This window comes from Streptomyces sp. NPDC033174 (genome assembly GCF_055577795.1).
The window spans coordinates 1,265,872-1,279,061 of sequence record NZ_JBVIPQ010000001.1; the positions used below are offsets into that span (position 1 = coordinate 1,265,872).

Below are 13,190 nucleotides of genomic sequence, written 5' to 3' on the forward strand. Positions count from 1 at the left end.
TGTCGTGTGGGACGCCGCGGCGGGCGTCCGTGGTTGCTACAGGGTGGTGTCGAGCGCCTTGCGCTGGATCTCGGCGAGGTCGGCGCAGCCGCCGGTGGCCAGGTCGAGGAGCGCGTTGAGTTCCTTGCGGTCGAAGGGCTCGGCCTCGGCGGTGCCCTGGACCTCGACGAAGCGGCCGTCGCCGGTGACGACGACGTTCATGTCGGTCTCGGCGCGGACGTCCTCCTCGTAGCAGAGGTCGAGCAGCGGGGTGCCGTCGACGATGCCGACGGAGACGGCGGCGACGGTGCCGGTGAGGGGTTTGCGGCCGGCCTTGACGAGCTTCTTGCCCTGGGCCCAGGCGACGGCGTCGGCGAGGGCGACGTAGGCGCCGGTGATGGCGGCGGTGCGGGTGCCGCCGTCGGCCTGGAGGACGTCACAGTCGAGGACGATGGTGTTCTCGCCCAGGGCCTTGTAGTCGATGACGGCGCGCAGCGAGCGGCCGATCAGCCGGCTGATCTCGTGCGTACGGCCGCCGATCTTGCCGCGGACGGATTCGCGGTCGCCCCGGGTGTTGGTGGAGCGGGGCAGCATCGAGTACTCGGCGGTGACCCAGCCTTCGCCGCTGCCCTTGCGCCAGCGCGGGACACCTTCGGTGACGGAGGCGGTGCAGAAGACCTTGGTGTCGCCGAAGGAGATGAGGACGGAGCCCTCGGCGTGCTTGCTCCATCCGCGTTCGATGGTGACCGGGCGGAGCTGTTCGGGGGTGCGGCCGTCGATTCGAGACATGGTGCTGAGCCTAGTCGTAGGTACGCGAAGGGCCCGTCCCGGTGTCGGGGCGGGCCCTTGCGGAGGTGTGCCGGGGTCAGCTCACATCATGTCTTCGATGTCGGCGGCGATGGGGTCCGCGTCGGTGCCGATGACGACCTGGATCGCGGTGCCCATCTTGACGACGCCATGGGCGCCTGCGGCCTTCAGCGCGGCTTCGTCGACCTTGCCCGGGTCGATGACCTCGGTGCGGAGGCGGGTGATGCAGCCCTCGACCTCTTCGATGTTGTCGATGCCGCCGAGGCCGGCGACGATCTTCTCAGCCTTGCTGGCCATGTCTTTCTCCCTGTCCTTCGAAGCGCAGTCAAAGAGCGCAGTCTCGGCGCACCGTAGGTCCGCTTTGTCACGGTAACGCACGGTTGGCCCATCTTCGCGAGCGGTATTCCAGGGCGTCCCGAATGATGACGATCACCGGAGTCCTGCCCGCGGCCGGGCTCCGAGAGCCTATCGCAACTGGTCTACACCAGTTGCCCCGCCGGCCAGACTGGCTTGTTCCGGGAGGATGCGATGAGTTCCGAGAGCGCCGCCGCCGTGCCGGAGAAGAGGTGGTGGCAGGGCCTGTTCCAGGGGCTGCAGAAGATGGGCCGCAGCCTGCAGCTTCCCATCGCGGTCCTGCCGGCCGCCGGCATCCTCAACCGGCTCGGCCAGCCGGACGTCTTCGGCAAGGACGGGCTCGGCTGGACCGACGTCGCGAAGGTGATGGCGGGCGCCGGTGGGGCGCTCCTCGACGCGGACCTCGGGCTGCCCCTGCTGTTCTGCATCGGCGTGGCGATCGGCATGGCGAAGAAGGCGGACGGTTCCACCGCCCTCGCGGCCGTGGCCGGATTCCTTGTCTACCGGGGCGTTCTGCATGCCTTCCCCAAGGACTGCCCGGAGGGTACGAAGGACGTCGGGGGCGGCTGCCTGGGACAGGCCGACACCTTCGCCGGCTACACGTACCAGAACCCCGGCGTCTTCGGCGGCATCATCATGGGCCTGCTCGCGGCCTGGTTCTGGCAGCGCTACCACCGGGTGAAGCTGGTGGACTGGCTCGGCTTCTTCAACGGCCGGCGGCTCGTCCCGATCATCATGTCGTTCGTCGCCATCGCCTTCGCCGCGCTCTGCCTGTGGATCTGGCCGCCGGTCGGCGACGCGCTGGAGAGCTTCAGCGACTGGCTGGTGGGCCTCGGGGCGTGGGGCGCCGGAGTCTTCGGCGTCGCCAACCGCGCCCTTCTCGTCATCGGGCTCCACCAGTTCCTCAACGTGCCGGTGTGGTTCCAGTTCGGCAGCTACACCAAGCCGGACGGCCAGGTCGTGCACGGTGACATCAACATGTTCCTGGCGGGCGACCCGAACGCCGGCCAGTTCACCACCGGCTTCTTCCCCATCATGATGTTCGCCCTCCCGGCGGCCGCCCTGGCGATCGCCCACTGCGCCAGGCCGCACCGGCGCAAGGAGGTCAGCGGCATGATGCTTTCGGTCGGCCTGACCTCGCTCGTCACCGGCATCACCGAGCCGATCGAGTACTCGTTCCTCTTCATCGCCCCGGTCCTGTACGCGATCCACGCGGTACTGACGGGTGTCTCGATGGCGGTGACCTGGGCGTTCGGCGTCAAGGACGGTTTCAGCTTCTCGGCCGGCCTGATCGACTACGTCATCAACTGGGGCCTGGCGACGAAGCCCTGGCTCATCATTCCGATCGGCCTCGCCTTCGCCGTCGTCTACTACGCGATCTTCAGATTCGCGATCACCAAATTCGACATCCCCACTCCGGGACGCGAGCCGGAGGAAGAAGGGGAGGCGTTCGAGCGGGACAACGTCAAGGCGTAGGCCGCCTCCCGCAAGGCTCCGAAAGACGTCGGAAAGGCCCCCGGACCCGTCGGTCCGGGGGCCTTTCCGCATGCCCCGGCGGGCGGGCACGGGGCGTAGGGAACGGGTGACGGATTTGAAGGTTCCTTATCTAAGTCTCACGTGCTAAAACTGGTCTACACCACTCATTGGTGTAGACCACGCGGTCCAGTCCACCGCGTTCTTCTGAGACGCCGCCGTCCCCCGTAGATCATGCCCCGGGCGGCGCCTTGCCTACTGGAGGAAGTTGATGAGTACGGCCACCGCCCAGGCCGCCGCACCCGCCAAGAAGCGGGGATCCGGCCTGTTCCAGGGCCTGCAGAAGGTCGGTCGCAGCCTGCAGCTGCCGATCGCCGTACTGCCGGCCGCGGGTATTCTGCTCCGTCTCGGCCAGCCCGATGTGTTCGGCAAGGACGGTCTCGGCTGGGACAAGGTTGCGTCCGTCTTCGCCACCGCCGGCGGCGCGGTCTTCGACAACCTGCCGCTGCTGTTCTGCATAGGCGTGGCCATCGGCTTCGCCAAGAAGGCCGACGGCTCCACCGCTCTCGCGGCCCTCGTCGGATTCCTGGTCTACAGCAACGTTCTCAAGGCCTTCCCGGTCTCCGAGGCCGTCATCCAGGCCGGCGAGGACACCCCCGCCAAGTTCAACAACCCCGGTGTCCTCGGCGGCATCATCATGGGCCTGATCGCGGCGGTGCTGTGGCAGAAGTTCCACCGCACCAAGCTGGTCGACTGGCTCGGCTTCTTCAACGGCCGCCGCCTGGTCCCGATCATCATGGCCTTCGTCGGCACTCTCGTCGGTGTGGTGTTCGGCCTGGTCTGGGAGCCCATCGGCAACGGCATCAGCAGCTTCGGCGAGTGGATGACCGGCCTCGGCGCCGTCGGCGCGGGCCTGTTCGGCCTGATCAACCGCGCGCTGATCCCGGTCGGCATGCACCAGTTCGTGAACACGGTCTCCTGGTTCCAGCTCGGTGACTTCACCGACGCCGCGGGCAAGGTCGTCCACGGCGACCTGAACCGCTTCTTCGCCCACGACCCGACCGCCGGCCAGTTCATGTCGGGCTTCTTCCCGATCATGATGTTCGGTCTCCCGGCCGCCGCGCTCGCCATCGCGCACGCTGCCCGCCCCGAGCGCCGCAAGGCCGTGATGGGCATGATGGTGTCGCTCGCGCTGACCTCCTTCGTCACCGGTATCACCGAGCCGATCGAGTTCACGTTCATGTTCATCGCGCCGCTCCTGTACGTGATCCACGCGGTGCTGACCGCCATCTCGATGGCCGTCACCTGGGCGCTGGGCGTCCACGCCGGCTTCACCTTCTCCGCCGGCTTCATCGACTACGCCCTGAACTGGAACCTGGCCACCAAGCCGTGGCTGATCATCCCGATCGGCCTTGTCTTCGCCGCCATCTACTACGCCGTCTTCCGCTTCGCGATCACCAAGTTCAACCTCCCCACCCCGGGCCGCGAGCCCGAGGAGGAGATCGAGGACCTCACCAAGGCGTGAGTCCCCAAGAGCGACGGGAAGGCCCCGGAACCGTACGGTTCCGGGGCCTTCCCCATGCTTGTGGCCCCATGCTCGTGGCCGCGCTCAGATCTCGTACACCGCGCCCGGGTACGCCAGCTCCGCCGGCCCCTCGTAGACCGCCCGCGCGTCGGCCAGGTTCTGGGCGCCGTCCGTCCAGGGCGGGATGTGGGTCAGCACCAGGCGGCCGACGTCCGCGCGCCGCGCGTGCGCGCCGGCCTCGCGGCCGTTGAGATGGAGCGCCGGGATGTCTTCCTTGCCGTGGGTGAAGGACGCCTCGCACAGGAAGAGGTCGCTCCCGGCGGCCAGTTCGTCCAGCGCGTCGCAGACGCCGGTGTCGCCGGAGTACGTGAGCGCCTTCCCGCCGTGCTCGATCCGGATGCCGTACGCCTCGACCGGGTGGCAGACCTTCTCCGTACGGACCTGGAAGGGCCCGATGTCGAAGGTGCCGGACTTGAGGGAGTGGAAGGCGAAGACCTCGCTCATCGAGGTGGGCGACGGGGTGTCCGCGTACGCCGTGGTCAGGCGCTGTTCGGCACCTTCCGGGGCGTAGACCGGGAGCGCGTCGCAGCGGCCGCCCTCGTGGCGGTAGTAGCGGGCCACGAAGTAGCCGCACATGTCGATGCAGTGATCGGCGTGCAGGTGGCTGAGGAAGATGGCATCGAGGTCGTACAGACCGATGTGGCGCTGCAGCTCACCCAGGGCGCCGTTGCCCATGTCGAGGAGCAGCCGGAAGCCGTCGGCCTCTACGAGGTAGCTCGAACAGGCCGATTCCGCGGACGGGAACGACCCGGAGCAGCCGACGACGGTGAGCTTCATGGAGCGAGAACCTCCGTGGACGGGAGCGGGGCGGTCGCTGGGGGAGGGAGGTCGTGCGATCTGTCGAGCGTAAGGCGCGGCGGGGGCGGCCGCTCCTCAGTGGTGGCCCGTTGTGGGGGAACTCACCTGCGCTGTCACCGGTTCGGATGGACCCGGGGCCCGCGCGGGGCGGGCGGGCGTGGCGCGGCGCGCGCCGGTAACGTCCTGGGGTATGGACACGTCCTGGTGGCCGGCGCTGGCCGGGGTGGTGGTGATCGCACTGGTGGTCGCGGTCGCCGACGGCCGTCGGCGCGGTGACCGGCGTCCCGGGGGCCGCTCCTCCCGCGGCCGCTCTTCCGGGGGCGGGCGTCCCAAGGAGGTGACCCGGCCTCCCGGGAAGCCCTCCGGCCCACGGCGCGCGCCCGCGCGGGCGCCCCGGCCGGGGGAGATCTGGTGGGCGCGAGTGCCCTATGAGGACGGGCCCGGCGCGAAGGACCGGCCCTGTCTGGTGATGGCCGTACGGGGTGACAGCGCCCTCGTCGCCAAGATCACCAGCAAGTACCGCGACGAGCGGCGCGGGGTGGTCGCCCTGCCGCCGGGGTCGGTGGGTGACACGCGGGGGCGGGCCAGTTTCCTGGAGACGGACGAGCTGCGGGACGTTCCGGTGTGGGAGTTCCGCAGGCGGGCGGGGGTGGTGGACCCGGTGGTCTGGGACCAGGTCCGCCACCTCGCCTCGTAGCGTGCTCGTGCTTGTGCTCGTGGGGTCTTACGCCCAGAGCTGGCCCTGCAGCGTCTCGATGGCCTCTTCCGTGGTGGCGGCGGTGTAGACGCCGGTGGAGAGGTACTTCCAGCCGCCGTCGGCGACGACGAAGACGATGTCGGCGCTCTCGCCGGCCTTGACGGCCTTGTTGCCGACGCCGATCGCGGCGTGCAGCGCCGCGCCGGTGGAGACGCCCGCGAAGATGCCCTCCTGCTGGAGCAGTTCCCGGGTGCGGGTCACCGCGTCGGCCGAGCCGACCGAGAAGCGGGTGGTGAGGACGGAGGCGTCGTACAGCTCGGGCACGAAGCCCTCGTCCAGGTTGCGCAGGCCGTAGACGAGGTCGTCGTAGCGCGGCTCGGCGGCGACGATCCTGACGTCGGGCTTGTGCTCGCGCAGATAGCGGCCGACGCCCATGAGGGTGCCGGTGGTGCCGAGGCCCGCGACGAAGTGCGTGATGGACGGGAGGTCGGTGAGGATCTCCGGTCCGGTGGTGGCGTAGTGGGCTCCCGCGTTGTCGGGGTTCCCGTACTGGTAGAGCATCACCCAGCTGGGGTTCTGCTCGGCCAGCTCCTTGGCGACGCGGACGGCCGTGTTCGAGCCGCCGGCGGCGGGGCTGGAGATGATCTCGGCGCCCCACATGGCGAGCAGCTGGCGGCGCTCCTCGCTGGTGTTCTCCGGCATGACGCAGACGATCTTGTAGCCCTTGAGCTTCGCCGCCATGGCCAGGGAGATCCCCGTGTTGCCCGACGTCGGTTCGAGGATCGTGCAGCCCGGCGTCAGCCGGCCCGACTTCTCCGCCTGCTCGATCATGTGCAGGGCGGGGCGGTCCTTGACCGAGCCGGTCGGGTTGCGGTCCTCCAGCTTGGCCCAGATGCGGACGTCGTCCGACGGGGACAGCCGGGGGAGGCGGACCAGGGGCGTGTTGCCGACGGCCGCCAGCGGGGAGTCGTAGCGCATGTCAGACCATGCCGCCGGCCACGGCCGGGAGGATCGTGACGTTGTCGCCGTCGGTGAGCTTGGTGTTGATGCCGTCCAGGAAGCGGACGTCCTCGTCGTTCAGGTAGACGTTGACGAAGCGGCGCAGCTGCTCGCCGTTCGCCTTGTCGATGAGTCGGTCCTGGATGCCCGTGTGGCGGGTCTCGAGGTCGGCGAAGAGCTCGGCGATGGTCTCACCGCTGCCGTCGACGGCCTTGGCGCCGTCGGTGTAGGTGCGGAGGATGGTCGGAATGCGGACCTCGATGGCCATGACGTGGGCTCCTGTCGGGAGTGGCGAGAAGGGCGCGCGGCTCTTTGCCCCCGCGCGGGTGGGGTGGTGCGGTGGTGGTGCGTGTTGACTGTGCTCAGGCCGTGGTCAGAGCGAGGCGCGGGACGGACACATCGCGCTGGCGAGGCGGCACAGGTCGACGTGCAGCCGCGCCGATCCACATCCGAAGGCTCCCAGGAAGAGAGTGGAGGCGGAGCGCAGCGGAGCGGGCAGCGAGGTGCCCGGCATCTGTTCGCTCACGTCGTGGGAAACCATGCGCACATCGTATCGATTCCCGGTCCGGGTTCCGGAATGTGATCTCACATGCCGGATGGTGAGCGTTCAGCTCTTGGACTGCCCGTGGAGCGGGCGGCCGGTGCGCCGCCCGCCCCAGGGGCCTGACCTCGATCGGAGCGTCGGCTACGCCTCGACGACCTCGACCTCTTCCTCGGTGATCACACCGTCCACGATCCGGTACGAGCGGAACTGGAAGGGGCCCGTGCCGTCGGTGTCCGCCGTGGAGACCAGGACGTAGTGCGCGCCGGGCTCGTTCGCGTACGAGACGTCCGTGCGGGAGGGGTAGGCCTCCGTCGCCGTGTGCGAGTGGTAGATGATCACCGGCTCTTCGTCTCGGTCGTCCATCTCGCGGTACAGCTTCAGCAGGTCGCCGGAGTCGAACTCGTAGAAGGTGGGCGAGCGGGCGGCGTTCAGCATCGGGATGAAGCGCTCGGGGCGGCCGGTGCCCGCCGGGCCCGCGACCACGCCGCAGGCCTCGTCGGGGTGGTCCGCGCGGGAGTGCTCGACGATCTGGTCGTACAGGGCGCGGGTGATGGTCAGCATGTCCGACAGGATAAGCAAAGGGGCCGTCCCGTACCGAGGAGTGGTACGGGACGGCCCGAATGCTGGACAGCACCCAGAAGCGCGCCGTGCGGCGGGGCTACGGAGCGGGCGCTACGAGCGCTTGGCGAAGGCCGCGCCCTCCGGGTTGCGGGACTTCAGCACCAGGTACGAGACGCCGAGGATCAGGCCCCACAGCGGCGCGCAGTACAGCGAGATCCGCGCGTCCTTGTCGATGCCCATCATCACGATGACCATGCCGATGAACAGCAGGGCGAACCAGCTGGTCCACGGGGCGCCGGGCGCCTTGAACTCGGACTCGGGCAGCTCGCCGCGGTTGGCCTTGGCGCGGTAGCGGATCTGGCAGACCAGGATCATGATCCAGGCCCACATGCCGGAGATCGTCGCGAAGGAGACGACGTAGTTGAACGCCTCGCCCGGCCACTGGTAGTTGATCCAGACGCCGACGAGCATCAGCAGGGCCGAGAAGGTGGTGCCGACGAGCGGGGTGCCGCTCTTCGTCAGCTTGGTGAAGATCTTCGGGCCCTGGCTGTTGAGCGCCAGGTCACGCAGCATGCGACCGGTGGAGTACATGCCGGAGTTGCAGGACGACAGCGCCGCGGTCAGCACCACGAAGTTGACGATGCCGGCGCCGGCGGCGAGGCCCATCTTCTCGAAGGCGGCCACGAAGGGGCTGATGCCGGGCTGGAAGGAGGTCCACGGGACGACCGACAGGATCATGATCAGCGCGCCGACGTAGAAGACGGCGATCCGCCACGGCACGGTGTTGATGGCCTTGGGCAGGACGGTCTTGGGGTCCTTGGACTCGCCGGCGGTGACGCCGACCAGCTCGACCGCGAGGAAGGCGAACATCACGATCTGCAGGGTCATCAGCGTGCCGCCGATGCCCTTGGGGAAGAAGCCGCCGTCGGCCCACAGGTGGGTGACGGAGGCGGTGTCCCCGGCGTCGGAGAAGCCGATGGTGAGGATGCCGGCGCAGATGAGGATCATGCCGATGATCGCGGTGACCTTGACCATCGAGAACCAGAACTCGAGCTCACCGAAGAGCTTCACGGAGATCAGGTTCGCGCCGTAGAGGATGACCGTGAAGATCAGCGCGGACACCCATTGCGGGATGTCGAACCAGTACGTCATGTACGTGGCGGCCGCGGTGACCTCGGTGATGCCGGTGACGACCCAGAAGAGCCAGTACGTCCAGCCGGTGACGAACCCCGCGAAGGGGCCGACGAACTCACGGGCGTACTCCGAGAAGGAGCCCGACACGGGGCGGTACATGAGCAGTTCGCCCAGCGCCCGCATGATGAAGAAGATGACCAGGCCTGCGATGGCGTAGGCCAGGATGAGGCTCGGGCCGGCCTTCGCGATGGCCTTGCCCGCGCCGAGGAAGAGGCCGGTGCCGATGGCGCCGCCGATCGCGATCATCTGGATCTGGCGTGCGCCGAGGCCCCGCTGATAACCCTCGCCGGCGGACTCGCTGGCCTCATTGCCGTCGTGCTGCTTGTCGACCTGCACTGAGGTCATGGTGGTGCGCCTTTCTCCATGCTGACCCGCGCCGACTGCTGCGGCTGCGGATCAGGTCCTGATCCCCCCGGATACGGATGGAGTGCTACCGGCGGTCAGCCGGTCAAAGCGCCCCCGGGGACATGGGTGGCGTCCCCGGGCGGTCGTGAAGATTTATCACGACGGAAACAGTGATCGATGCGGGCGATTGTGACGCACACCACAATAAGAACCGGACAAACGGAATATCGGCGGGCCAACTAGGGCGCTTGGGTGACGGGATCGTTATCCGGATTTGAGTGTCCGTTGAGCGAACATCGGCGGATGATCACATGTCGCGACTTCGCCGGGTCCGGTCGGAGTGCGCGCCGGGCCGGCGTCGGAGCACGCGGTCCGGCGCCAAGGTGAGCGCCGGGGCCGGCGTCAGGGCATCAGCGTTTCGACGAGCGTCTCCTGCAGTGCGCCCAGCCAGAGGTAGGCCATCACCATCGGCTTGCGGGGATCGGAGTCGGGCAGCCGGTAGAGGTCGCCGGTCTCGTCCTCGTCCGTGACCTCCAGGCGGGTGCCGATGGTCAGCCGGAGGTCGTTGAGCGCGCCGAGCCACTGACGGGACTCGTCGGCGGTCAGCTTGAGGATCGCCCCGCCCTCCCCCACGGCGGAGAGCCCGTCCAGGCTCCGTACGACGGCGAGGGCGTCCTCGCGCTTGCGGGCGCGCAGATCGTTCTCGGTGAAGCGCCGGAACTCGGCGGCGGCCGCGCGCAGTTCCTCGTCGTCGTCCGCGTAGGCGTCCGGAAACAGCCTGGCCAGCGCCGGGTCGGAGGGCGGCTCACTGGGCCCTTCGGCGAACAGCGCGGCCAGCGGGTCCTCGCCCTTGGCCGGCTCGTCGCCGGGCCCGATCAGCTCCATGAGCTGGACGGCCAGCGAGCGGAGGATGGAGATCTCGACCTCGTCGAGCGCGACGGCGGCGCCGCCACCCGGCAGCGCCTCGAAGTTCCCGGCCATCAGCCGCGGTCCTGCGACATCGTCGCCCACAGCCCGTACCCGTGCATCGCCTGCACGTCCCGCTCCATCTCCTCACGGCTACCGCTGGAGACCACCGCCCGGCCCTTGTGGTGCACATCGAGCATCAGTTTGTGTGCCTTGTCCTTGGAGTAGCCGAAGTACGCCTGGAAGACGTAGGTCACATAGCTCATCAGATTGACCGGATCGTTGTGCACGATCGTCACCCAGGGCACGTCGGGTTCCACGACGGGGAGGCTCTCCTCCGCCGATTCCGGACGTTCGATCTCAACCGGTGCGACACTCACTTACCCCATGCTGCCACCCAGGGAGGGCCCCCGCACAAACGGGCCCCTAGAAATCGTCACTCTGACGAGTATTCGGGGTAGCATCCGGCCTATGAACACTGCGGACCTCGGGCTGCCGGTGGACGTGCCATCGACAGCGCTCTTCACCGACCAGTACGAGCTGACGATGCTCCAGGCGGCCCTGCGCGGCGGCACGGCCGACCGCCGTTCCGTCTTCGAGGTCTTCACCCGGCGGCTGCCCGAGGGGCGGCGCTACGGCGTCGTGGCGGGCATCGGCCGCGTGCTGGACGCCGTGGAGAACTTCCGCTTCGACGCGGGCGTCCTGGGCTTCCTGCGCGAGCGCGGGATCGTCGACGAACCGACACTCCAATGGCTCGCGTCCTACCGGTTCACCGGGGACATCTGGGGCTACCCCGAGGGCGAGGTGTACTTCCCCGGCTCGCCCCTCCTGCGGGTCGAGGGCTCCTTCGCCGAGTGCGTGCTCCTGGAGACCGTGGTCCTCTCCATCCTCAACCACGACTCGGCGATCGCCGCGGCCGCGTCCCGGATGTCCGCCGCGGCGGGCGGCCGGCGGCTCATCGAGATGGGCGCCCGGCGCACCCACGAGCTGGCCGCGGTGGCGTCCGCGCGCGCCGCGTACGTCGGCGGCTTCGACTCCACCTCCGACCTGGCCGCCGGCTTCCGCTACTCCATTCCGACCGTCGGCACCTCCGCCCACGCCTTCACCCTGCTGCACGACAGCGAGCGCGACGCGTTCCGGGCCCAGATCGACTCCCTCGGCAGCGGTACGACACTGCTCGTCGACACCTACGACGTGGCCGAGGCCGTGCGGACCGCGGTGGAGATCGCCGGGCCCGGCCTCGGAGCCGTCCGCATCGACTCGGGCGACCTGCTGCTCGTCGCCCACCGGGTGCGCCAGCAGCTCGACGAGCTCGGCGCCACCGAGACCAGGATCGTGGTGACCTCGGACCTGGACGAGTACGCCATCGCCTCGCTGGCCGCCGCCCCCGTGGACGCCTACGGGGTGGGCACCCAGCTCGTCACCGGCAGCGGCCACCCCACCTGCTCGATGGTCTACAAGCTGGTCGCCCGCGCCCAGTCCGCCGACCCCAAGGCCCCGCTTCACCCGGTGGCCAAGAAGTCGCTGGGCGGCAAGGCGTCCGTCGGCGGCCGCAAGTGGGCCGCCCGCCGGGTGGACGCGGAGGGCGTGGCCGAGGCGGAGGTCATCGGCACCGGACCGGTCCCGACCGAGCTCGCGGACCGGCAGCTGCTGGTGGAGCTGGTCAAGGGCGGCGAGATCGTGGCCCGCGAACCGCTGGACGCGGCGCGGGAGCGGCACATAGCCGTACGGGCCGGGCTGCCGCTGTCGGCGATCCAGCTGTCGCGCGGCGAGCCGGTGATCCCGACCGAGTACATCTGAGGCGGGCGCCCCGAGGGCGGACAGACGGGGGCAGGCGCGGCCGCGGGGCACCTCGCGGCCGCCCGGGAACGCACGGGGACGCGCGGAACACACGGGGACGCGCGGATGCGTGTGTGGAGCAGGCTCATGCCCCCTCCCGCACCGACCGTGAAGTCTCTAGGCTCGTTGTCATCCTCCGACCACCGCTCACCCCCACCGAAGGACACCCGTCATGCACCGCGCATTGATCGTCGTGGACGTTCAGAACGACTTCTGCGAGGGCGGCAGCCTCGCGGTGGCGGGGGGCGCGGACGTCGCCGCCGCCATCACGGACCTGGTGGGCGAGGCCGCCGGGGCCGTCTACCGGCATGTGGTCGCCACCCGCGACCACCACGTAGACCCGGGTGAGCACTTCTCCGAGCGTCCCGACTACGTGTCCTCCTGGCCGGTGCACTGCGTCGCCGGCACGGAGGGCGTCGGCTTCCACCCGAACTTCGCCCCGGCGGTCGCCTGCGGCGCGATCGACGCCGTCTTCGACAAGGGCGCGTACGAGGCGGCGTACAGCGGCTTCGAGGGCGCCGACGAGAACGGCGCGACCCTCGCCCAGTGGCTGCGGGAGCGGGACGTGACCGAGGTGGACGTGGTGGGGATCGCCACCGACCACTGTGTCCGCGCGACGGCCCTGGACGCCGCCCGGGAGGGCTTCACCACGCATGTGCTGCTGGATCTGACGGCGGGCGTCGCGAAGGAGACGACGGACCGGGCGCTGGAGGAGCTGCGCGAGGCCGGCGTGGAGCTGAGCGGCAAGCCGGTGGTCTAGCGGCGGTGCGGCGGTCGGGCCGACGGGTCAGGGTCTGCCCAGGGCGCGTATGGGGTGCCAGAGCTCCGCGTCGCGGACGGGTGCCGTGCGCCAGAGCAGGCCGTCCGGGTGGTGGAGCACGGCGGTGATCTCGTCCGGCGTCGGGGGCTCGGCGTTGCCCCGCAGATAGACGGCCCGCAGCCCGAGGTTCCGCAGCCTGGTCAGGGCGCGGGACCGGTTGACGGCATGGACCAGATAGCGGGCCGTACCGCCGTCCTGCGCCGGGCTGGGCAGGCTCAGCGCGACGACCACACTGCCGTTCGGCAACTTGCAAAACCCTCCGCCGGGCATGCTGAACCACTCCCCCGTG

Annotated in this window: 16 protein-coding genes; 5 read left to right on the forward strand and 11 right to left on the reverse strand. The window is 69.5% G+C overall.

All coding sequences use genetic code 11. From position 1 onward, the window contains the following. Positions 1-36 precede the first annotated feature (36 nt). Positions 37-768 (reverse strand): ribonuclease PH, encoded by a 732-nt coding sequence (gene rph / locus ACZ5VC_RS05745; RefSeq protein ID WP_468710819.1) that lies wholly within the window; start codon positions 766-768, stop codon positions 37-39. Between the two features lie 81 nt (positions 769-849). Beyond that, positions 850-1,083, reverse strand: coding sequence for a PTS sugar transporter subunit IIB (locus ACZ5VC_RS05750; RefSeq protein ID WP_468710821.1), 234 nt, complete (start codon positions 1,081-1,083; stop codon positions 850-852). Positions 1,084-1,314: 231 nt separating this feature from the next. Here ACZ5VC_RS05750 and ACZ5VC_RS05755 point away from each other — a divergent pair, with 231 nt between their 5' ends. Both ACZ5VC_RS05755 and ACZ5VC_RS05760 read left to right on the forward strand, forming a co-directional pair. Beyond that, the gene (locus ACZ5VC_RS05755; RefSeq protein WP_469118801.1) at positions 1,315-2,616 is read left to right on the forward strand and encodes a PTS transporter subunit EIIC; all 1,302 of its coding nucleotides are present in this window, start codon (positions 1,315-1,317) and stop codon (positions 2,614-2,616) included. 268 nt (positions 2,617-2,884) lie between these two features. Continuing rightward, a complete protein-coding gene (locus tag ACZ5VC_RS05760) occupies positions 2,885-4,138 on the forward strand; it encodes a PTS transporter subunit EIIC (RefSeq protein WP_469118802.1) in 1,254 nt (417 codons plus the stop codon). 84 nt (positions 4,139-4,222) lie between these two features. On the opposite strand, the gene ACZ5VC_RS05765 is transcribed toward ACZ5VC_RS05760, so the two are convergent. Then, the gene (locus ACZ5VC_RS05765) at positions 4,223-4,975 is read right to left on the reverse strand and encodes an MBL fold metallo-hydrolase (RefSeq protein WP_469118803.1); all 753 of its coding nucleotides are present in this window, start codon (positions 4,973-4,975) and stop codon (positions 4,223-4,225) included. 211 nt (positions 4,976-5,186) lie between these two features. Here ACZ5VC_RS05765 and ACZ5VC_RS05770 point away from each other — a divergent pair, with 211 nt between their 5' ends. After that, positions 5,187-5,693 (forward strand): type II toxin-antitoxin system PemK/MazF family toxin, encoded by a 507-nt coding sequence (locus ACZ5VC_RS05770; protein ID WP_469118804.1) that lies wholly within the window; start codon positions 5,187-5,189, stop codon positions 5,691-5,693. A gap of 27 nt (positions 5,694-5,720) precedes the next feature. Here ACZ5VC_RS05770 and ACZ5VC_RS05775 read toward each other — a convergent pair whose 3' ends face one another. The 7 genes from ACZ5VC_RS05775 to clpS all read right to left on the reverse strand — a co-directional run bounded on the left by ACZ5VC_RS05775 (position 5,721) and on the right by clpS (position 10,622). After that, positions 5,721-6,671 carry a PLP-dependent cysteine synthase family protein gene (locus ACZ5VC_RS05775; RefSeq protein ID WP_469118805.1) on the reverse strand — a complete coding sequence of 317 codons (951 nt, stop codon included), beginning with the start codon at positions 6,669-6,671 and terminating at the stop codon, positions 5,721-5,723. Between the two features lies 1 nt (position 6,672). Beyond that, entirely contained in the window at positions 6,673-6,960 is a 288-nt protein-coding gene (locus ACZ5VC_RS05780; RefSeq protein WP_469118806.1) for a MoaD/ThiS family protein, read from the reverse strand. Between the two features lie 105 nt (positions 6,961-7,065). Next, complete coding sequence (locus tag ACZ5VC_RS05785) at positions 7,066-7,233, reverse strand: putative leader peptide (protein ID WP_469118807.1); 168 nt, start codon at positions 7,231-7,233, stop codon at positions 7,066-7,068. Between the two features lie 144 nt (positions 7,234-7,377). After that, positions 7,378-7,797 carry a M67 family metallopeptidase gene (locus ACZ5VC_RS05790; protein WP_469118808.1) on the reverse strand — a complete coding sequence of 140 codons (420 nt, stop codon included), beginning with the start codon at positions 7,795-7,797 and terminating at the stop codon, positions 7,378-7,380. Positions 7,798-7,908: 111 nt separating this feature from the next. Continuing rightward, a complete protein-coding gene (locus ACZ5VC_RS05795; RefSeq protein ID WP_468710833.1) occupies positions 7,909-9,336 on the reverse strand; it encodes an amino acid permease in 1,428 nt (475 codons plus the stop codon). Between the two features lie 402 nt (positions 9,337-9,738). Continuing rightward, a complete protein-coding gene (locus tag ACZ5VC_RS05800) occupies positions 9,739-10,317 on the reverse strand; it encodes a DUF2017 domain-containing protein (RefSeq protein ID WP_469118809.1) in 579 nt (192 codons plus the stop codon). After that, complete coding sequence (gene clpS, locus ACZ5VC_RS05805) at positions 10,317-10,622, reverse strand: ATP-dependent Clp protease adapter ClpS (protein WP_468710836.1); 306 nt, start codon at positions 10,620-10,622, stop codon at positions 10,317-10,319. The genes ACZ5VC_RS05800 and clpS overlap by 1 nt, the downstream gene beginning before the upstream one ends. Before the next feature lie 91 nt (positions 10,623-10,713). Between clpS and ACZ5VC_RS05810 the strand changes: the two genes are divergently transcribed. Continuing rightward, positions 10,714-12,042 carry a nicotinate phosphoribosyltransferase gene (locus ACZ5VC_RS05810; RefSeq protein WP_469118810.1) on the forward strand — a complete coding sequence of 443 codons (1,329 nt, stop codon included), beginning with the start codon at positions 10,714-10,716 and terminating at the stop codon, positions 12,040-12,042. A gap of 211 nt (positions 12,043-12,253) precedes the next feature. Further along, a complete protein-coding gene (locus ACZ5VC_RS05815; protein WP_469118811.1) occupies positions 12,254-12,841 on the forward strand; it encodes an isochorismatase family protein in 588 nt (195 codons plus the stop codon). Positions 12,842-12,868: 27 nt separating this feature from the next. Here ACZ5VC_RS05815 and ACZ5VC_RS05820 read toward each other — a convergent pair whose 3' ends face one another. Next, positions 12,869-13,171, reverse strand: coding sequence for a hypothetical protein (locus tag ACZ5VC_RS05820; RefSeq protein ID WP_469118812.1), 303 nt, complete (start codon positions 13,169-13,171; stop codon positions 12,869-12,871). Between the last annotated feature and the right edge of the window lie 19 nt (positions 13,172-13,190).